Here is a 21,904-nt window from a genome sequence, read left to right as displayed (position 1 = left end):
TATCTTGGCATAATTATCAACAATAAATATCTCAAACTATGGTTTCATCGTACACACTAGCTAATTTACGATGATTACATTTACGTCCTAGAACTTAACTATACAGAGGCTTTGAGTGTTTTCGGAGATGTCTATTATACAGCAACAGTATCTTACTAGCATTCCCATGAAAGCAGGACAGGCATTGATCTATGACAAACGCCTTTTTCACGGTTCGCCACCCAATACAACTGCTACAGAAAGAGTTGCTGCTATATGCAGCTTAGTTCCTCAAGAAATTCTCTTCCATTTTTGTTACAGAGAGTCACCAACCTCTGATAAGATAGAATTATTTGAGGTAGAAGATGAATTTTACGATCGCTACATCATCGGTCAAAAACCAGAAGGCGTTAAAAGTCTAGGCATCTTTGATTACGAAGTCGAACCCCTAACACCAGAAAAGCTTATGGAAACACTCGAAACAGAGAGTCAGTTTTCTTCAACAAATAACCAGATTCTCTCTCCCCAATCTCAAGGTTGGATGCTAACCGCACAGCAACTTCAAGACGAACTCACACTGACTCAAGCTGAGTTGAAAAAGTCTAACGAGCAACTCCACCAAACTCAAGACCAATTAGAGGAACTCAAAATCCAACAATCCCAAACTCAAGACCAATTAGAGGAATTAAAAATCCAACAATCACAAACGCAAGCAGAACTCGAACAGTCTCAAACTCAACTGCAAACTCAGTTAACAGAATTTAATGAGCAACTGCACCAAAAAACGAGAGAATTGTCAGCACTAAAAGAAGAACACTCCCAGGCGCGATCGCAACTTGAACGGGAACGGGAACAATTGCAGACCACTCAGACAGAACTCGAACAGTATCGACAACAACTCCAAAAAAATCAAGCTGAGTTGGTAGATTCTCACGAAAAACTGCATCAAAAAACGAGAGAATTGGAAACATTAAAAGAGGAACACTCCCAGGCGCGATCGCAATTGGAACGGGAAGGGGAACAATTGCAGACCACTCAGGCAGAGTTAGAGGCTTATCGCCAACAACTCAACCAGGCGCGATCCCAAGTAGAGCAACTAGAGTGTCAGCAGCAGCAAGATGGGGCAGAACTAGAGCAGTCTCGACAACAGCTACGGCAAACCCAAGCTCAATTACAACAGTCAGATCTGCAACTGCACGCCACTCAGGCAGAGTTAGAACAGTCTCAAGCTCAACTGCATCAAAAAACAGTAGAATTGCAAAAAGTGAAGTCTCAGCAGCACCAAACTCGACTGGCCCAGATAATTCAGGGGCGAATCCCTAACACAAAAGAGAGGAAACTATGCAAGTCCAACTTAAACAAATCATCGTCCCCCCCGGTCAGCAACTCCTGATGACCGATGTCAGTTGGCAAATGTACGAACAAATGTTAGAGGAGTCTGGTGAAAAACGGGGGTCGCGGATTAATTATAGTCAGGGAGTTTTAGAAATTATGGTGCCATTACCGGAACATGAAGATGATAAAATTATTATTAGCAACTTAGTGGAAATTTTGCTGGAAGAACTAGACGTTGAGTTCAGAAATCTGGCTTCTACTACGTTTAAAAGCGAAACGATGCAACAAGGTTTAGAAGCCGATAGCTGTTTCTATATCGAAAACGAAGCAGCCGTTCGGGGGAAAAAACGCATCGATTTAACTGTAGAACCGCCCCCAGATTTAGCCATTGAGATTGACATTTCCTCCCGCACCCAGTTGAATAATTATGAAGCATTAGGAGTCGGAGAATTGTGGCGGTTTAACGGGACAAAATTAGAAATCAACGTGCTGCAAGCGGGGCGTTACGTGCAGGTTACTGAAAGTCCTCATTTTCCCGGCTTGCCATTGCTTAATGAGGTGATTCCCCATTATTTAAAACAAAGTAAAATCGAGGGAAGAAATAAAACAATGAAAGCCTTTCGCGCTTGGGTGAAGAAACAGATTGAAGAAAGATAGGAAGATTAGGTGTAGCGGCATTAGTGTCAACTTAAAAAGACTTACGCAATGAATCAATTAACTTTACTAAATGAAATGTCTGCAAATCATTTGGCAGTGCGCTTCCAGCAACCCTTTATTGAAAAATTATTTGCCTCCACAGAACCCGTAGCAATCCTCGTCACTCCTGAATATGAAGGCCTTTTTAAGAACGGTGGAATTGGCACTTACTATGCCACATTGAGCCAAAAATTAGCAGCCCAAGGTGGATATATTATTTTAATTCTCAGTCAAACTCAAAAAGAATTTCACGGAGAATCGACACTCCCCCATATCCGCCATATCTTTTCCGCCTGCGAAGCCGAGCAAGTTTTGGAACTACAGTCGGTTCATCTAGCAATTTTATCTCAGTTTAAGCAATGGGACTGGGTAGAATCAGAGAGTTATAAAATCCTCTTTTTTATTCAAGCAATTGCCGCTCATTTTACCAAGTCTCCAATTTATGTAGAATTTCCCGATTTGTGCGGACTGGGATATCGCACCATTCAAGCAAAACGTTCAGGGGTGTTAGGAAAAAATTGCGTCACAGCCGTAACAATGCACAGTGGCCAAGAGTGGTTAAATGAAGCCCATGAGAAATATATTATAGAGGGTGGAAATTGGTTTAGAAATGTTTATAGTTACGAGCAATATTCTTTTGAGAATGCAGACTTAGCATTTTTCCTGTCTTTTTTCATGGAAGCAAAAGTCAAAAGTTATGGCTGGAAAACGGCTCACGCGGTTCATTTGCCCTACTGTTTCCCAATTGTCCCCCCCCTAGATAAAAACCGACCCATGTTAGCGAAAGTTTCGCTGAACCTTAAACGGGAACAGATACCAATTATCTTTTTTGGCAGATTAGAAGAAAGAAAAGGGCTCCTGACTTTCATTGATGCCCTTCAGCAATTAGGAGAGAAAATCAGCCAGCAAATTCACATCATATTTTTAGGCAAAAACGTTCCGCTTCATTCTGTAAAACTTCAGCCCCAAGATAGTCACCAATACATCCAGCAAGAACTGGGAGGCAAATTTGCTTATACCATATTGTCGGACTTATTTAGCCAAGAAGCCATTGCCCTAGTCCACGAATTAGCACCTGCCATTGTTTGCCTTACCAGTCCTCAAGAAAACTTTCCCAATAGTTCTTTAGAAATGGGACAGTTACCCGTGAGTTTAGTCGTTTCACATACGGGGGGATTTCGGGAGACATTAAACATGATTGACCGCTCAAATAGTGTACGATGGTTTGAACCAGGAAACTCCCAGTCTCTAGCGTGCGAAATTGCCAGCGCTATCGCCGCCTATCCTGAAACCGCATCCCTTCCCCAACGGGAATTTTTAGAGCAAGTTAATCAAGGGTTATTCAACCAGCGACTAGATTACATGAAATCGGCATTTTTTCAAACATCTCCCAGTCGCAATCGTTCGTCTAATGAAGATTTATCAACGTCTTTCTTATTAGGGATGACCTCTGTTCAAGAGCAAGTTTTTCTCGAAGATTATGCCCAAAATGAGTATTATGGTAAAGGCGAAATCATCGATTTGGGCTGCTGGCTTGGTTCTGCAACAATTTCTGTAGCCAAGGGATTAGAAAAAAATCTTAAAGTAACTGTCAAAGACAAACGCATTCATGCTTACGATATATTCATTTGGGCACCATCGTATATGGATAGGTGTGTCAAAGGAACTTCCCTAGAAGGCAGATATAAACAGGGAGATAGTTTTCTGGACGAGTTTGTTCGCAGAATTAGTCCCTGGAGTCACTCGATCTCAGTTTACCCAGGAGATGTGGTGAAACTTGGCTGGAACAGCCGCCCTATAGAATATTTATTTGTAGATGCTATGAAAAGTTGGGAACTGACAAAAAGCATTTTCCTAAACTTTTATCCTCATCTAATCCCCATGACTTCTCTGGTACACTATAATGATTTTGCCCACTTTTACACCGCCTGGATTCATCTATTAATTTACCAACTGAAACCATACTTTAAACATCATTGTAATCTCTACCAAGCAGCAGTATTTGAATATATCAACCCTCTACCAATCGACACCTTACTACTAAACCAGGATACTCCCTTTAGTATCTTTTCTTACGAAGATATCGAGCGAGCTTTTGAATACTCGCTTGAAATTGTCACAGAGGAATTGCGACCAAATATTGCCGCTGCCAAAGTCATGGCTTTTATTCATTGGGGTGATTTAAAACAAGCTAAACGCGAACTCATTCAAGCCCGAGAGAAATTTGGAAATATTCTTGAGATTCCCCAAGTAGCAAAACTATTATCTACGATAGGGGGAGAAGTAGACAAGTGAACCTCCTGTAGGGTGGGTTACGGCGCGGTTTAAGATTTATCTGTTTGCCATAATAAGTTGATACCCGCGCCGTAACCCACCATCCCCTAGAGCATAATATAAGTAGGTTGGGTAGGTTAATGTGGGGAGAAAGCGAAACCAGAAACCTACAAGAGTTTGAGAAGTTGGGTTTCGTACCTCAACCCAACCTACATCTGTTTAATTAGTATCTTTATGAAAATGCAACCGGAAAATTTAGTATCTCATATCCTCTCTCCTGAAAATTCAGAATTGCAGTTTCAGCCCCAATTCTTCGAGGCTTTTAACACCTCAGTTCAAAAAGTTGCAATTCTAGCAAGTAACGAATTTGAAGGATTTTCTAAAAATGGCGGTATCGGCACTTATTATACCACATTGAGCCAAAAATTAGCAGCAGAAGGTTGGTATGTCATCCTCTTGCTTTGCCACAGCCATGAGAACTTCCAAGGGAGATCGCAACTACCAAATCTCCACCACATCTTCTCTAGCGGCGAAGTTGAAAAAGTCCTAAATCTTCAACCTATCCACCAAGCAATTTTATCGAAATGCCAAGAAGACTCTATCAGTCAATGCTTTGATTGCGAAAGTTTCTGCTGTTTGTTTTTTACTCAAGCAATTGTTGCTAATTTCCCAGAAGCAGTTGTTTATGTTGAATTTCCCGCAATTTGGGGATTGGGTTATCGCACGATTCAAGCCAAAAAATCAGGTGTGCTAGGTAATAGTTGCCTCGTTGGTGTTACAGATCACGGTGGTTTTGAGTGGTTGCGGGAAGTCAATAGCAGATACACGCTAGATTATCCGAAATGGTTTTGGCAGGCTTGTCACTACGAACAATATTCTTATGACAATGCGGATTTAAGTTGCTTTCCCTCCTACTTTTTAAAGTCAAAAGTAGAAAGTTATGGCTGGAAAACTGCTCATGCTGTTCATTTACCTTATTTTATTCCTATCCTCAACTTATCAGCGGATGTAGGGGCGAAGCATTCGGGCGATAATTTACCGTTAAAAACCAATGTTTTGTGTCCGAATGCTTCGCCATCCGAAGGATTAAAAATATCCGATATTCTGACTGCTCAACTTGATAGGAAACAGATACCGCTGGTGTTTTTTGGGCGGTTAGAGGAGAGAAAAGGACTCTGTACGTTTGTAGAGGCCCTTCAGTTGCTTAACCCGGATATATCCGAGAAAATTTACATTCTGTTTCTTGGTAAAATCATCAAATTAGAGTCAACTGTGCTTCAAGGGTTGGATAGTCAGCAGTATATTGATGGCGCTTTAAAGGGTAAATTTTATTACCATGTTTTACCTGATTTATCCAGCCTAGAAGCAATTAATTTAGTCAGTCAGTCACCGACGCCCATTGTCTGCCTTTGCAGCTTGCAAGAAAACTTTCCCAATACCGCTTTAGAGATGGGACAGTTAGCCGTTAGTTTAGTGGTTTCAGATACGGGAGGATTTCAAGAAACCTTAAATTTAATTTCAAGAACCGATGGGGTGCGCTGGTTTGAGCCAGGAGACGTACACTCTCTCGCCGGCACCATCAGTGAAGCTATCTCAGCTTGTCCTGAAACGCCGATCGCCCCAGCTCGCGCTTTATTAGAACAAGTGAATCAAAAATTACTTAACCAAAAACTTGAATATATGAGCGAAGCATTTATCAAATCAGCACCCAAAGACCCTCAAAATCCCCGTGTAACTATAGGCATAACTTGTTTTTTTGATACAATAAAAGTTTGGGATTGCCTGGAAAGTTTGGCGGGACAAACTTATCAAAATTTAGAAGTTATTGTTTTGTACGAGACACCCGCAGGCGAATCCATACCAGAGGCGATCGCTCTGGCTAAAGAGCAGTTTCCCACCTATCAGTTTGTCGAGTCCGATGTTAATAAAAGTTTGGGAGCGGCTTATAACCGTTTGGTAGAACTGGCGACGGGAAAATATTTCTTGCAGTTTGCGGGCGATCGCATCGCACTCCCGATGATGGTAGAAAAATTTGTCACGGCGGCTTGTGAATCTGATGCCGTAGCTGTCGTATGTCCAGACATGAAGCTGGACAAAGATTTGGAAGTTATCAACTCGAATGACGGCTCTTTACTCAAGCTACTGGAATTTAACCAAAGTCAGGATTTGTGCGCTCTATTTGCGGTGGAGTTGCTGCGAGAGTTTCGGTATTCCGAGGTCAGGGATTTGCTAGCTTTAAATTGGCATATTTTAGCGGCTGCGATCGCCACTGGTAAAGAGATTGCCTACTACCCCTATCCCCTCTACCTCTCTGACTCCCACTCTGCTTTTGTTATTGACCCAGCAAAAATCCCAAAAGAGCGGTATTATTTGCGTCAATACTTATCTCAAATAGAGGCTTCTCGATGGACTCAACGCCAACTCAATCTACTTTTAACCTGCGTCGAACAACTTTGGCAATCGGAAACACAAAAGCAAAGCCAAATGTGGCAACTTGAGCAAGATAGAAATCGATACCAAGCTTTAGCATCTCAATCCCAAGCTTGGATGCAGACAGCGCTAGAAACCCAAGACGAACTGGATAGCTTGCAATCTCAACTCCAACAGGCTCAAGCTGAAATTGAGAGTTTAAAAACAGAACAGCAACAAGTTCAAAAGCCAATCACTACCCGCTAAAACCTCGCTATTAAGATGGGTTAATCCCAATCAAATTTCATGCCCAGATATTCCTCTAATTTCTGGTTGTGAGGTCGGAAAAACTCGGCTAAAGTCTGCCGCAAATCATCGCTTAGAGGATTATAAGACCCCGGATTATAATTGGAATATTCTACAAGGGGATAATCCGGCACCCCCAAAAACTCGAAAACTTGAGTTAGAGTAGCCGCTGGATTAGCATAAAAGTCTTCACTCCTTAAAATTAAAAACTGTTCTCTCGGAAATACAGCCATCCACTTCTTGATAAAGTGGAAATACCAACCCAATAATAAATAACCTTTTTCTGTCTGCCAGTAGGTAAATTCATCTTCACCATCAGATGAGAGATGTTCTATTTCTGAAGCAATTACCTCAGCAAAAGCCCTTTGTTCGCTGCCATAATTAACCAGCATTTTATAATGAGAAAATGCTCTCTTTACAGGATTTCTTAGCAGTAAAATAAGTTTAATGTTAGAAAAAATTAAGCCTAGTTGTTGGGCTGAACTTTGGCTGGCAAAATACCAAGGAGTGGCTTCGCCAGTCAAAAAAATAGATTGTTTTGGGATTGGGGGAAAATGAGAGAGATAATAATCAATCCCCTTATCAAAAATTTCCAGATGTAATCCCACTTCTTTTCTAATAGCTGGTAAGATATTAGGGTGTTCGGTTAAGTAGGCATATAAAGAACTGGTACCGCCTTTGCCAGCACCAATGATGAGAAAATGAGGGTGGCGTGGGTTTTTTGTATCCCAATAATTTTTAGCAAAATCAGGTCGTGTCTGTAGGATTTGCTTGTAACAGGCATTGTGATAACATGAGATAGCCTCTGCCAAGTTTCCTTGATAAGTTAATAAATCTCCCAAACCGATGTAAGGCAGAGCAAAATTAGGATGGTTTTGAATTACGTAACGATAGCAGCGAACTGCTTTCTCCAAGGCTAGGGGATTTTCTATTTCGTATTTTATAGAGTAACTTACTCTATAGTATTCTATTAAGTTATAGTGCGCTTCAATAAATAGCGGTTCAATTTCAATCGCTTTGAGACAACAAGATATAGCCTCTTCCAGCTTCCATTGTCGTTGAAAGATTTCCCCCAATCGATAGTAAGCTTGATAAGCAATTGGTTTTAGCTCAATTGCAGAGCTGTAAGCAGCGATCGCCTCTTCTAACTTTTCTTCCTTGACCAATCGCTCGCCTAGCGCATTATACATTTCAAAAGCAGCATCGACTTCTCCTCGTTGTTGCAGCACAAAAGCCAAGGTTTTCGAGATACCTGTCAAAGTGGGTTGAATTTTGAGTGCACTTTCACAAGCTGTAACTGCCTCATCAAGTTGACCCCGTTTGTAATATAATTGGGCCAAATTGATGTAAATTTCGGCGTTATCTGGCTTAATTAACAAGGCTTTTTGATAATGTACAATTAATCTATCAATTTGCTCAGACATGGAGGATTTTTATCTCAAATTTAGAAGATTCTAGGTTTTAGCTTAATAGCGCGGCGATAACAGACAGTTGCTTCATCAGTTTTCCCCTGTGCAGCTAGAATATCGCCCAAGTTTCTGTGCGACCAAGAATAATCTGGGTTTACTTCAATTGCCTTGCGGTAGGAGAGTACCGCTTGCTCCCATTCACCGTTACTCGACTGAACTTTTGCCAAGTTGTGATAATGCCAAAATGAAGGAGAAGGATTAGTTTCTATCGCGCGATAGTAGCTAGATATTGCTTCCTCTCGCTTACCTTGTGCTGCTAAAACTTCGGCGAGTTCGTGATGAGACCAACAATGATTTGGGTCAATATCAATAGCGCGACGGTAGGCAGCCAGCGCCAACTCCCAGTCCTTCTTCCGAGCAAAAGCCTTACCTAAATCTAAGTGAATAGCCGGATTTTCAGGGAATGTCTGAAGCATTGTTTGATATAAATTAATCGCTTCATCCAGCCGATTGTGGTTCACCAAAGTATTGCCCAACTGTAAGCCAATTTCCGGCGATTTTTGCTTAATTTCTAGGAACTCGTGATAAGTCTCTACTTCATTGGCATTGACTTTAATCGCCTTGTGATACCAGTTAAAGGCTGTATCTAAATCTAATCTAGCTCGTTCTCGGAAAGCACCCGCTAATTTGCTTTCAATCCCCGGTAGTTCGGGGTTGAGCTCGACAGCGCGAGAGTAGGCCGCAATCGCCTCCTCCCAATGCTGGCATTGCGCTAGCGCTTCCCCTAAATTGTAGAAAGTCCAAGCCCAGCTTGGGTTAAGCTGTGTAGCATAACGGTAGGGAGCGATCGCCTCCTCCCACCGTTGTAATTTAATCAGTGTATCTCCTAAATTATTGTGCGACCAAGAATTATCCGGGTTTAACTCAATTGCCCGACGATACACACTGACGGCTTCATCCAACTTATTCAGCTTTGTTAGCGCATCTCCTAATTGATGATAAACTTCCGCCGAATTAGGATTGAACTGGATAACTTTTCGGTAACTAACAACGGCTTCTTCCCAAGATTCTTGTGCAGACAAAGCCTTTGCCAAACCATAATGCGACCCCGCATTATCCGGTTTAACTTGAATGGAATGACGGTAAGCATTAATTGCCCCTTCCCACTCCTGTTTCCTGCTCAAAACTTCCCCAATATTATGATAAGCTGGTGATAACTTAGGATTCAACTGAATAGCCAGACGATAACACGCCACCGCCTCATCAACTTTCTCCTGTCCCAACAGCGTATTCCCCAGAATTAAGCATTGCTCTGCGGTGGCTCCTCGCGGTTCTAAATTCACTGCCTTATACGAACAGATTGCTGCTTCATCGGTGGCACCAATTCGCTCAAAAACGTTTGCCAATTTTCGATAAAATTCTGCAACTTGAGGCTGTAAACTAACGGCTTTTTGGTAAGAATTAATTGCATCTTGCCATCGCTGCTGCTGTGCGAAAACATTACCAAGACTTGCCCAAACCTCAGCAAAATTCGGTTGAATTTCTAATATTTTAAAATAACAATTTTTGGCCTCTTCGAGTTTCCCACTAACTTGCAGCGCTTCCCCCAATATATGGTAAGCACCAACAGCCTGGGGTTGAAGTGAGATTGCTCGTTGACACTGCGCGATTGCCTCAGACAATTTCCCCTTATTATAATAATGTCCTGCCAAAACAATTAACGCCTCGGCATCTTCAGAAGTAAGCGAATCTAGCAATTTATGGCTATCATGTAGCTTATTTTGAGCGCTAGATAAATCCCCAAATTTCGCCGATTTATGGCTATCAAAACTCCCATTTTTATGGCTGGATAAATCCGACACATCCGCCGCCTGGTTAGTTAATTCTATAGCTTTTTGATAATAAACTAACGCCTCTTCTAACTTTCCTTGGCGCTTCATAGCTTCCCCCCAATTTTGATAAGCTCCTATCAAATTCGGGTTTAATTCCAAAGCGCGTTGGTAACAATAAATGCCCATACTAATATCATCTAACTGGACAAAACTATTTCCCAGATTGACGCATTCTTGTTCTGAAAATTTTTCCGGTTCCAGACTCAATACAGCATACCAACAGTCTGCCGCATCGCTCGGCTTATTTAACTGCGTCCAAACCTTTGCTAAATTGCGGTAAGCTGCCGTTAAATTAGGATCAATGTGTATCGCTTGTTGATAATACTTTATGGCTGAATCCCACTGTTGCTGCTGTGCGTATAAACTGCCTAAGTTTACATAAGCGGCGGCAAAATTAGGCTGAATTTCAATCGCTTTAATGTAGCACTGTCGGGACTCTTCAATCTTACCTTTTGCGTGCGAAATATTGCCCAGGATTTTGAGAATCGGTGCTGACTTCGGTTGAATATTCAAAGCTTGCAAACAAGCTGTTTCTGCTTCTTCTAATTTTCCTTGTGTTAAATAAACTTCGGCTTGTTCATTTAACTGCGCTAGGGTAGCTTCAGAATTGATAGTAGTTTGCATAGAAGTAAGTTTGGCTGCGGAGGGATACTGCACTGCGGTAGCTTCAGAATTGATAGTAGTTTCCATAGAAGTAAGTTTGGCGGCAGAGGGATACTGCACTGCGGTAATTTCAGAATTGATAGTAGTTTCCATAGAAGTAAGTTTGGCGGCAGAGGGATACTGCACTGCGGTAATTTCAGAATTCATAGGATTTTGCTTCTGAGTCGGCTTCGCGATTGAGGAATTATGATTTATTATATTGGCAATTTTCATCATTTCTTCCAATTGGCTAAAGCTAATTTTAATATCTTCGGTCAGCGGATTTTGATACATCAGCTCTCGGATGGGATAACAGGCAAATACCTCCCCTATTAAATAGTAATGTTTTAGCCCTAAAAGTTCACTGATGATACAATAATAAGGTCTAAGATAGTGAGGAGAAACAAGTTCAATAATTTTAGTACCATTGCGGCAAAAAATAATATTAGTTAACCCACTACCATGCGGGGCTATAATTATTTTAGCATGATAAAATAGCGCAATCTGTTCCACTACCGACAAAGATTCTGTTACAAAAGTTTGAAAACCGAATTTAGCCAGGTAATCAATCACTTCTCCTTCATTGATTATCCGCCGATATTGAGACTTGGCTCGACTAATGTAAATACGTTCTGGGTAAGGGGAACTTGACGATGAAATTTGTTTTAGAAATTGCTGCCGTAGAAATTTCAAAGCGCTCGGTTGCAGCCAACCGAGCGAACCCGAAAAAGATGGTACAATGAGTTTTTTAGCTTGAATGTAAGGGTGGCGATCGCTCTCGATAATCTTGGATGGTGAAATCCCCAACATTAAGAGCGTTTCTCGCTGAAAAGGTTGCGCGATGCTATTAACTAAAAACCAATCTATTTTCTCCCAATCTACCTTACTTTGACGTAAAATGTCGAGCCGGGGCAGAATATCCACCATCCAATGAAAGTAAACATTTCCAGAAAGTCCAGATAATACTGCAACTGTCCCATCAATTTGTTCTAATATTGGTAATTCTTCTAAATTAAAAACCCGATGTTTGTTTGTATCATGTCGCATACACCCCGGCAAAGAACCCGGATACTCGCGAGAAACATCTGTTAACAGATAATTATCGGGAGTAATAATAGCAATAGCATTACAAATCATCCAAGAGTTTTTTTGCGGAACAACCCAAGCGCGCCCATCTGGAATTACCGCTACGAAATTACTGGGGGAATCAATAGCAATGTTCGCTCCCTTATTAAAAACATGAATTCCTAACCCCTGATGAATGGGAGCAAACTGCTGGTAAATTCGCTTCAAGCACGGCGTGCAGTTTAATCCCTCACATCCCGCTTGAGAGGCATCAAAGTCAAGTAATTGGCTACAGACTGGATTAGACTCAAATTCCGCATCAACACCAACAGACATCTCTAATAAGCCTTGTGGGACAGGCATTTTGACTGCATTTGACTGGCTTTTCTGGAAATTGCTAATATAACTAGCCCCGTTTAATTGTGCGGTAACAACCCAATCTTTGGCAGATAAAGCGCCTTTGGGAAGCGAGTTTGCTCTCACTTTTTCCAACTGAAAGTAAATCGAACTAGCATTTGGTTGAATAATTCTTGCGATTTGACCTACTATCACCGCCGCCTTGAGCCGTTTCTGTTTTACCAAACAATGACTCACCCGCCCTAAAATATCTACGTCATTGGGTTTAACCTGTAAAGCTTTATGATAATAACTTTCGGCTTGTTTGTATTCACCATACTGAAATAAAACATTTCCTAAATGGACGTAAGTTTGCCAGAGATTGGCATAAACTTCGGGAGCGTTTGATTGCCGCTGTAGTGCTTGAAGAAATCTGGCACAGGCAATTTTAGCTTGTCCCAGTTCGTCAATTTCTTTACCTTCTACAGAGCTTTCCTGTATGGTTTGGAGAACCAGAGCGCAGTAAGCTTCAACAAATGTCGGCTGTAGGGAAATTGCTTTCTGAAAGCACGCCATTGCTGCATCCAGCTTGCCTTCTGCCATGAGAGAATAGCCCCACTCACTATAAGCTGAAGCGTTATCGGGAGCGAGTTCTATCACCTTCTCAAAACACCGACCCGCCGACCCGTGCTGACCTTGGCTCTGCCAAACTTGACCGGCGTTATAATGAGCTAAAACCAGATCGGGCTGCAATGCGATCGCCTCGATATAAGCAGATATAGCGTCACCTACTTTTCCTTGTGCCTGAAATGCTTGGCCGAGGTTATTGTATAAGCTAGCCCACTTGGGGGAAAGAGCGATCGCTTGTCGGAAAACCTCGATCGCCTCGAATAACTTATCCAGCTTGACAAGAACGCAACCCAGATTGCTGTAAGCTTTGACATAATCAGGTTTAAGGGCGATCGCTTGTCGGTAGTTGCTTTCTGCTTCAGGTAGCAGATACCGCTCGTCAAGGACGACTCCAAGATTATAGTAAGCGGTTGCATTGTTGGGTTCGCGGGCGATCGCTCGCCGATAGCTAGTTTCCGCGTCCGTTAATTCTTCTTGTGGGTAAAGGACGTTATTGCGACTATAGTAGATATCTGCCTTGTTTTCCACGATCGCTATCAAATGGGGAATGGGGGAATGGCAACGTAAAAGCCTTGACACATTGGATTGCTTGTTCTTTCTGGAAACAGGTTTAGCTTTATCATATCAATTCCGGCTTTACTGCCGGAATGATATCAAATCTGCGGTTCATCGTCGGGCGTAAAGTCGAATCCGGAGGCCAACAAATAATTCGCGCAATTTTCATTTTTTTGACCCCTCCTTCTACAGTCAACAGTCAACAATCACGGACGGTGCAACCGGAATCGATATCACTCCTAGACGCAGCATTACCATTTACGAGGGGCAACCGCAGGGGATTTGCCCCTAGAAAACGCACTTGTGTAGAGGCTTTGCCTCCCTAGATATTTACACGATATCAAAGTCGTTGGAAGTGATATTCAGATTCGGTTGAAGCTGCATTAACGGTACTTCATTCCCTAGCGTACCCAAAGAATTGTAGTACACCAAACCGCTTGTTTTGTCGTAAATTACCCGAGCCGGACTCGCACCCTGATTATTAACATTAAAGTTATTAGTAACGCTAAAAAGATTTGCTGGCAACGTACCTGGTTGCAACACGGGCAAGGCCCTGCGATCCAATTGAATCTTATCTTGTGCGGGTGTGAAATCAGTCAACGTATCTAACCCAAAAGGATTTCCGTTTAGGCCACCACCAACTGATACCGCTGATTCGCCCGATTCGAGATACTGGAACCGGAACGTATCTGCCCCCTCGCCCCCTGCTATTAAGTCATTGCCGACCCCACCAAACAAGAGATCGTTGCCGGCACCACCAGAGAAGGTGTTATTTCCTGTACTGCCATAAATAGTATCATTGCCATCACCACCGCAACTTGTATCGTTGCCGTCATCGCCAAACAGCAAATCATCTCCCCTGCCGCCGTCAACGATATCATTACCCTTACCCCCGTATAATGTATCATTACCTTCACCTCCCGAAAGCGAATCCTCACCTTCATTGGCAAAGAGCAAGTCATTTCCAGACCCTCCAAATAGCAAGTCACGCCCTTGAGAATCTAGATTGTTCGGATCTCTAGTACCACCGTATACAGTATCATCGCCCTCACCACCTACAAGGGTATCATTACCAATTTCGCCCCAGAGCAAGTCATTATCTTTGCCACCCAAAACGATATCATTATCCTTTCCGGCATAAATAGTATCGTTGCCAATGCCACCGGCGATCACATCATCCCCACGATTGCCAAAGAGCAAATCTCCCCGATCATTTGTATCCGTAGTATTTCGATCGCCGTAATCACCGATAATCGTATCTTGACCTTGACCACCATAAAGAGTATCGGGCCCTTTTTCGCCATAGATCAAGTCATCTCCTTTACCCCCATAAGCGAGATCGTTGCCATTATCGCCAATGATGGTATCGTTTTGTTCCATCCCAAACAGTAGATCGTTGCCACTACCACCAAAGATTAATGCAGGTTGATTCTGCATTTGGGCAGACAAAGGTTGATTCTGATTGCGCTTCAATAAATCTATGACACCACCATAGATCGTGTCATCGCCACTGCCACCAATTAAGGTATTTGCACCGAACTCACCCCAGATTAAGTTATTGCCGTTGCCGCCAAAAATAAGATCGTTGCTTCCTCCATCAAAGATTAAAATGTCATCGTTAACCCCACTGTTGGGAAAACTGCGACCATTATCGCCAATAATCGTGATGCGCCCGTCGCTAGTAACTTTTGGCGGTTGCACTGGTGGCTGAAATATAACTGTTGGCGGTTCTGGGAGTTCTGGACACTCTGGGTCTAAATTGAGTAAGCTGACTTGGGTGGTAATGAGAGTTGGGCTTGAACTTGGAGATGGTGACAGGATTGGAGAAGCAGTCGCTGTTGAGTTGTTGGGGATTGTTACTGGTGGTATTGACTCAGTAGAAGAACCATTACTTGGGGAGGGTGGCAAGATTGGAGAAGAAGGCGCTGTTGAGTTGTTGGGAGTTGTTACTGGGGATGATGGCGGTGTAGAAGTACCATCACCGATGGGTGAGGGGGGTGTAGAAGTACCATCACCGATGGGTGAGGGGGGTGTAGAAGTACCATCACCGCTTGATGATGGCGGTGTAGAAGTACCATCACCGATGGGTGAGGGGGGTGTAGAAGTACCATCACCGCTTGATGATGGCGGTGTAGAAGTACCATCACCGATGGGTGAGGGGGGTGTAGAAGTACCATCACCACTCGATGATGGCGGTGTAGAAGTACCATCACCGATGGGTGAGGGGGGTGTTTCGACGCCTTGGATATCCATACCGCCCACAGCAACGGGGGGGGAGGGCAGGATTGGGGAAGAAGGTGCAGTCGAATTGTTGGGAGTTGTTACTTGTGACATTAGGTTTTTTGGAAATAAAAATTATTCAAGCTGGGTGATAACGGCGCATGAAACCAATAGGTATTAGGCGCCGAAACCAATTTTTAAGGATTTGAGCCTTTCTCTGTGACGTGTGAGGAGCCTGAAAGCCTTTTCTTTTTTGTATGAGTGCGTGATGCCTAACCTAGATAGAATCTAGGGTTAACCCTCTTGTGTAAAAATAAGATAGGTCTCCTATTGCCAGCCCGCTGGCTGAGTCCGATCGACTGATTTGCCTCATCAATCGCGTTGGCGATCGTCTCTTCAAAGAAGAACATTTAACGATCGCCCGAAGCGAAGCGCTAATTTCCAGCGTTTCAGGGACTTCTATCACCCCCAGCCACGCGGGCTGGTCTCAATTAGCGAATTATTCACCCTGAATCACATTGTCCGCCAGTCAATTTCTATTTTATATGCTTGAGTGCTATTTGATAAGGGAGCAGACTGCTGAGTCGATCGGGCGATCGCGCTTTTTTGCCACTGGGCGACGTGCCGTTTTTTGACGCGAGCGGGTTGTTTGCCGATCGACTTGTTGGAGTTCCTCCACCGTATTCATCGTTCTGGGGTTGTAACTTACTAGCAACTGAGTCACCTGACATATCATACCCACGAAATTGCTTAACCGAGCAGTATTGATTGCCATTCCGCCATCATATCTAGGACTTACGCATTGACAAAATCACAAAATAGTGCATTGATAAATATGAGTGGTCTACTTTCCAGGTATTTGACAATGAGAAAAACTACCAAACCCTCGACAGCACAATGCAACGCCGAAAAGTATATTTTATTTTTGCTCTTAGAACCAAAGTTTGGGGGGTGTAATAGGTTAGCAGAAATATTGGGAGATGTTTCCCATGATTCTATCAATCGATTTTTATTAAGAGAAAGATATGAACCGAAAGATTTATTCGAGACAGCTCAGAATATTATCACCTTAGAAGGAGGAATACTGAGTATTGATGATACAGTAATAGAAAAACCTTATAGCGACCCCAAAATCACAAAACTAATCGGTCGTTTTTGGTCTGGCAAATACCATAAAACGATGATAGGCTTAAACTTAATCACCCTGTATTATAGTGACATCAATGGTAATTCAGTCCCGATCAATTATAGAATATATGATCGAGAAGAGGGCAAAACAAAAAATGAATATTTTAGAGAAATGATGACGGAAATCATGAATTGGGGGGTGAAACCAAAAATAGTGACGGGTGATAGTTGGTATTCAGGAGTAGAAAATTTAAAATTTCTCAGAAACCAGAAATTGGGTTTTTTATTCGCAGTTAAAAAGAATAGAACTGTCTCCAGTGAACCTCAAAAGTATTGTGCAGTAGAGATTGTGGAGGTTTCAGATGAAGGAACAATCACTCCGAAGAAAGAATTTGGATTTATAAAATTGTTTAGGAAAGTGTTCAAAAAAGATGACTCTAGACACTATATTTTATATTTACCAAACTCGGAAGAACTCGGAGAAACAACTAGAAGTCAATTTGTGACGATTCATGATACTCATTGGGGCATTGAAAACTTTCACAGAGCAATCAAACAAGTTTGTGGAATTTGTCGTTTCATGGTGAGAAATACCAATGCAATCAAAACTCATATATTTTGTTCACTTCAAGCATTTGTTAAATTGGAGTTGATGCGCTCTGAAAAGATAATTGGTAATTGGTATCAAGTACAAAGAAATCTGTTCACTTTAGTTATACGTGAGCATATTTTTGCGAACCTTCAGAGTGATGCTATGGCCGAGAGTACATAGATAATGCTTTTTGTCAATGCGTAAGTCCTAATATCATTACAGCCATTCGCGATCGCACCGCCGACCACCGGTTAAATAGGCGTTATTTTTCCGAACCTACTTCCGTTATTTTTTGGGTCATAACAGCTAAAACCCTTGCAAATTCGTAACGACTACCTGGAATTAGGGGCAAAATGCCCAAATTAACTTCCGCTATTTTCCGAAAGCGATTCCCTTATTTTGAAGCAAGCAGAGATCCACTCCTCAGCTAGTGCGTAACTGCGGACTCTTGCCCCAGAACCCACCAAAACCGGATAGATCAAACCACCTTCAGTCCACTCTTGCAGCCATTCGCGGGCAGTCTTGTCCGAAATCCCAAACCAAGATGCAATATCTGAAACGCCGATCGCAAAGGGATTTTCCACTCCATCCAAAACCCTTGCCAAAAGTCGGGTGAGGAGCTGTTGAGAGCGACGCGACAGTTCTTCCCAGGGGGGTGCGTCAGGAGCAGCACCTTGATAGAGAGATTTGGCTTTGAGTTGCAGTTCATCGGCCGCACGGGCCATCGTCTCAACAAAATAAAGCAACCAGGGCGTGTGGTCAGGGTCGTGACGACCTTCGTAGAAGTTCACCGGCAGCCCCATCTGCAACGAACGGTAATAGCGATCGCGATCGGCATTAAAATACTCGTCAAACGAGAAAAACCCCCGCATTCGGTAGCCGGAACGCCACAGTTCAGCAGTAGCCAACAGCCGTCCCGTGCGACCGTTCCCGTCATTAAATGGGTGGATGCTGAGAAAGCGGTGGGTGAGGATAGCCGCACGGATAGGGGCTGACAATTCGGCGGCGGCTGTTGAAGATAGCCAATCGACTAATTCCCCCATCAGCACAGGTACGTCCCGCGGTTCAGGTGGCCCGTAATCGATCGCCCGCGTGACTGTATCCACCACCGGACATTCTGTGATGCGATACTCGCTTTTGCTACCCCGCCGTCCGCGACCGCGCACGATGACAATGCGGTGTAGTTCTTTGATAAATGCTTCTGTAATCGGGGTTTGTGCTTCGGTAAATTCCTCAACGCGGTCAAGCGCCCGCCAATAATTGCGGACTTCTTGTTCGGCATCACTTCCCGTGCGATCGCTCCTCGCTATCGCCCGTCGCACCGCCGCTTCATCCAAGGGATTACCCTCAATTTGAGTCGAGCTGCGCGTACTTCTTTGCAAAGCATCGTGGCGCAGGCGTAGAGTGGTATCGGGTGGCAGCGGTAACACCTCGATGACAGCCCGCGCACCCTCGATGACTCCCAAATGCCTCACCAGATCGTGACTATATGAGAAGCGGGGAATAAAACTCATGGACTAATACTTCTGGATCTTGTGTGGCTGCATCAAAACCCTTTTTGAGCCAGCCAAACTGGGGATGAAAAGTCTCGTGTCTGGCAAAGACCAGATTCCCACTATACGCTGGATTTAGGGTAGTGACAACTCCTACACCAACACAAGCTGTCACCATTGGTGTAGGCTTCTCAGTGACTCCTGCTATTGCATAGGACATTAACTGAGCTTTAAGAACGGGTTGCCCCACCGCTCTATTTTTGATTACTATTGCGGCATTATGGTCACGGTCTAGACTGCACCCACAGTGAGGACAGTCATGCCAACGAATATGCAGCTTTTTTGGTACTTTCTCGCCGCAATTAGAACAATCTTGTGAAGTATTATGGGCACTTACTGGGACAACCAACAAACCCGCGTTTTCGGCTTTGTTTGTCAGTATCGACAGAAAACTTGACCACCCAGCGTCCAACACAGATTTAGCCAACCTTGTACGAGCTAGACCTTTGATGTTTAAATCCTCGTGTGCAATTACGTCATATTTTGACAGCAGCCCATTAGCTGTCTTGAAGTGGAAATCTTTTCTTTTATCTGCAACCTTCTTGTGTTGTCTGCCCAGTTGCTTAATAGCTTTAAGCCTGCTATTGCTCCCCTTTTTGCGACGTGACACTCGCTTTTGAATAGTTCGCAAGCATTTTTGTTCTTTACGGTAATATTGGGGCGGGGCGACTGTTTCGCCTTCAGATGTTGTCAAAAAATCCTTCAATCCCACGTCAATACCTGTTATCGAGCGAGGATTAAAGTCTGGCTTTATCTCTGGAACTGTCTTGTCTTCTAGGGAGAGCGTAAGGTAATAACCATCAGCTTTCTTGGTGACAGATGCGGTTTTGATTTTGAACCCGTCAGGGATAGGACGGTGCAAGACAACTTTAACTTTCCCAAACATCGGCAAGTTAATCAAGTTGCCCTGTAAGCATCCCTCTTTCATTTGCGGATAAGTAAAGGTGCGATAGCGGCTGCGAGCTTTGAATCGAGGTTTTCCGCTGCGTTTTCCGCTGCTATCACCTTTTAGGAAACGGTCAAATGTTGTCTTAACTCGCTTAACTACATCCTGAAGGACTTGCGAATATATTTCGCTATACCAAGGATGTGTTTTCTTGAGTTGAGGTAACGTTTTCTTTTGCGAGCAATAATCGGGATTGTCTCGCAGTTCAGGTAGGTAACAGACGAGATGGCAGGCGTTAACAGGAGAGCGATTAAAGTCAGCGACTCCCTTACGAGAGCCGCTGCTCTCCAGAACGGAACGTGAGACTTTCACCTCATTCCGCTCCTCATTTAACCTATCCTTGACATTGGGGCTTCTCCAGACTGCCATCATTTGCAGTTTTCTTGTCATGGCAATGGCGATGAAGTAGTTGGTAGTTGTTCAGGGAGTCCTTACCTCCCAGGCTTTTAGGTATTTTGTGGTCGATTTCCAACAAGTCTCCATCCATAAAGTTAAGGCGACAATAGGCGCACCTTCCGCTTTGTTGCTTCAAGAGCTTGGCTCTCGTTGCATCCACTTCGGGATGCTCCCCAAGGCGCGTACTCCAATAGATTAAGTCACCGTCGAATGGGCTTGATGAGCTTTTAACTTTACTATGCCTAACTATAGGTGTTTCGGCATGGCTTAGTAACCTGACGGGATTTTTCCCGTTTTGATTGGTCGCAAAGGTCATGGCATTATAGTCTCCTTCTTGGATTCTTTGCCAATACCTCTTGTATACCCATTTTTCGCTTTTATTGCTATGTCGAGTTTTTCCCCAGTTTCTAAGATTCCAGTACAAAAGATTGTCAATTGACTTGAATGTCTCTTTACTCACCGCTGTGCTGTAATAGTTTGACCAGCCTCGGATAATTGGGTTTAATTTTCCAATTAGTTGTCCTTGATTACAAGCTGTCATTTCTCTAATGATGTTAGCCAACTTTTGGTGGTGAGCCTGTATCTTTTCTTTCTGAGGTTTGATGAGAGTCTTGAACCCTTGTTTACTCTGATGCTTGCCTAGTTTGTATTGGCGTACATTGAAACCAAGAAATTTGAATCCTGGCTTTTCCTCACCCATATTTTCCAAGCTATGGGCGATTCGGGTTTTTTCGGGTCTTAACTCAAGTCCAATGTCACGCAAAAAGTTTTCCGCAGCTTGCTTACAACGCATCAAGACTTCGTAATCTTTGTGAAGGATTACAAAGTCATCTGCGTAGCGAATTACCCCTAAATTGTATTTTGTGTTAGCGTTGGTCTTTATACAGCTTCTTATTGCTGTTTCCAATCCATGCAGGGCGATGTTAGCCAAAAGTGGGGAAATAACTCCGCCTTGAGGCGTTCCTGCATGGGTTGGTTCCCATTGCCGATTTAGTAGGTATCCTGCTTTTAACCAAGATTTGACTTGGCGGCGTATGCCTGAGAAGGTATTTAATTTTTCTAGCAATCGCTCGTGATTGATTTGGTCGAAGCATTTTGCTATGTCCGCATCTAACACGTATTTAGGCTTCTTGCAGATACTTTGGAATATTGCTTCCATTGCATCATGACATGACTTTCCCGGTCTAAAGCCGTAGGAATTGGCTTCAAACCTTGCTTCCCACTCTGGTTCCAAAGCCTGTTTAACCAGACCTTGAAGCGCTCTGTCATACATTGTGGGAATTCCGAGGGGACGTTTTTCAGCCTTTCCGGGTTTTGGAATCATTACCCTTCGTGTGGCTCTGGCTTTTGTACCTAAATTTAGTGTTGCCACCAGTTCTAGGCGCTGCTTAGGCGTTAGGGATTTAATCCCATCCACTCCAGCCGTAGATTTGTCGGGTAAGGAGGAACACGTCGCCGCGTCCTCCTCGTCGGGTAAGGTTCGAGCGTCGCCGCTCTCCCCTCCCCTGAGAACGCAGCATGAGAGTTTCCAACTCACTGCG

The 21,904-nt window shown here is 43.4% G+C and carries 14 protein-coding genes; 7 read left to right on the top strand and 7 right to left on the bottom strand.

Features of this window, described 5'->3' with window-relative positions; all coding sequences use genetic code 11:
• The first annotated feature begins 127 nt into the window (after positions 1–127).
• From QUA16_RS10005 to QUA16_RS09990, 4 genes are all read left to right on the top strand, one after another.
• Complete coding sequence (locus QUA16_RS10005) at positions 128–1,372, top strand: phytanoyl-CoA dioxygenase family protein (protein WP_333103213.1); 1,245 nt, start codon at positions 128–130, stop codon at positions 1,370–1,372.
• Positions 1,321–1,971: a Uma2 family endonuclease gene (locus QUA16_RS10000; RefSeq protein ID WP_333103211.1), complete on the top strand. Its 651-nt coding sequence runs from the start codon at positions 1,321–1,323 to the stop codon at positions 1,969–1,971. The genes QUA16_RS10005 and QUA16_RS10000 overlap by 52 nt, the downstream gene beginning before the upstream one ends.
• 75 nt (positions 1,972–2,046) lie before the next feature.
• The gene (locus QUA16_RS09995; RefSeq protein ID WP_333181118.1) at positions 2,047–4,305 is read left to right on the top strand and encodes a glycosyltransferase family 4 protein; all 2,259 of its coding nucleotides are present in this window, start codon (positions 2,047–2,049) and stop codon (positions 4,303–4,305) included.
• A gap of 213 nt (positions 4,306–4,518) precedes the next feature.
• A complete protein-coding gene (locus QUA16_RS09990) occupies positions 4,519–6,960 on the top strand; it encodes a glycosyltransferase (RefSeq protein ID WP_333103207.1) in 2,442 nt (813 codons plus the stop codon).
• A gap of 20 nt (positions 6,961–6,980) precedes the next feature.
• On the opposite strand, the gene QUA16_RS09985 is transcribed toward QUA16_RS09990, so the two are convergent.
• From QUA16_RS09985 to QUA16_RS09975, 3 genes are all read right to left on the bottom strand, one after another.
• Positions 6,981–8,423: a tetratricopeptide repeat protein gene (locus QUA16_RS09985; protein ID WP_333103205.1), complete on the bottom strand. Its 1,443-nt coding sequence runs from the start codon at positions 8,421–8,423 to the stop codon at positions 6,981–6,983.
• 20 nt (positions 8,424–8,443) lie between these two features.
• Positions 8,444–13,552: a tetratricopeptide repeat protein gene (locus QUA16_RS09980; RefSeq protein ID WP_333181117.1), complete on the bottom strand. Its 5,109-nt coding sequence runs from the start codon at positions 13,550–13,552 to the stop codon at positions 8,444–8,446.
• A 306-nt stretch (positions 13,553–13,858) separates the two neighbouring features.
• Complete coding sequence (locus QUA16_RS09975) at positions 13,859–15,229, bottom strand: calcium-binding protein (RefSeq protein ID WP_333181116.1); 1,371 nt, start codon at positions 15,227–15,229, stop codon at positions 13,859–13,861.
• 82 nt (positions 15,230–15,311) lie between these two features.
• On the opposite strand from QUA16_RS09975, the gene QUA16_RS09970 reads away from it, so the two are divergent.
• Positions 15,312–15,929: a hypothetical protein gene (locus QUA16_RS09970; RefSeq protein ID WP_333181115.1), complete on the top strand. Its 618-nt coding sequence runs from the start codon at positions 15,312–15,314 to the stop codon at positions 15,927–15,929.
• Between the two features lie 375 nt (positions 15,930–16,304).
• On the opposite strand, the gene QUA16_RS09965 is transcribed toward QUA16_RS09970, so the two are convergent.
• Positions 16,305–16,523, bottom strand: a complete 219-nt coding sequence (locus tag QUA16_RS09965) for a hypothetical protein (protein WP_333103199.1) — start codon at positions 16,521–16,523, stop codon at positions 16,305–16,307.
• A 90-nt stretch (positions 16,524–16,613) separates the two neighbouring features.
• On the opposite strand from QUA16_RS09965, the gene QUA16_RS09960 reads away from it, so the two are divergent.
• The gene (locus QUA16_RS09960; RefSeq protein ID WP_445252155.1) at positions 16,614–17,648 is read left to right on the top strand and encodes an IS701 family transposase; all 1,035 of its coding nucleotides are present in this window, start codon (positions 16,614–16,616) and stop codon (positions 17,646–17,648) included.
• Between the two features lie 182 nt (positions 17,649–17,830).
• On the opposite strand, the gene QUA16_RS09955 is transcribed toward QUA16_RS09960, so the two are convergent.
• The 3 genes from QUA16_RS09955 to ltrA are packed head-to-tail and all read right to left on the bottom strand — an operon-like array spanning position 17,831 to position 21,780.
• A complete protein-coding gene (locus QUA16_RS09955; RefSeq protein WP_333103196.1) occupies positions 17,831–18,982 on the bottom strand; it encodes a Fic family protein in 1,152 nt (383 codons plus the stop codon).
• Entirely contained in the window at positions 18,954–20,357 is a 1,404-nt protein-coding gene (locus QUA16_RS09950; RefSeq protein ID WP_333103195.1) for an RNA-guided endonuclease TnpB family protein, read from the bottom strand. The genes QUA16_RS09955 and QUA16_RS09950 overlap by 29 nt, the downstream gene beginning before the upstream one ends.
• Positions 20,302–21,780 carry a group II intron reverse transcriptase/maturase gene (gene ltrA / locus QUA16_RS09945; protein ID WP_333103194.1) on the bottom strand — a complete coding sequence of 493 codons (1,479 nt, stop codon included), beginning with the start codon at positions 21,778–21,780 and terminating at the stop codon, positions 20,302–20,304. Before ltrA ends, QUA16_RS09950 begins: the two co-directional genes overlap by 56 nt.
• On the opposite strand from ltrA, the gene QUA16_RS09940 reads away from it, so the two are divergent.
• Positions 21,698–21,904: hypothetical protein (locus tag QUA16_RS09940; protein ID WP_333103268.1), on the top strand; the 207-nt coding region annotated here is incomplete at its 3' end. The genes ltrA and QUA16_RS09940 overlap by 83 nt on opposite strands.

The organism is Microcoleus sp. S13_C3, assembly GCF_036700905.1.
Taxonomy (GTDB): Bacteria; Cyanobacteriota; Cyanobacteriia; order Cyanobacteriales; family Microcoleaceae; genus Microcoleus.
Note: the sequence above shows the minus strand (reverse complement) of the source record. Positions and strands in the feature narration are given on the sequence as shown.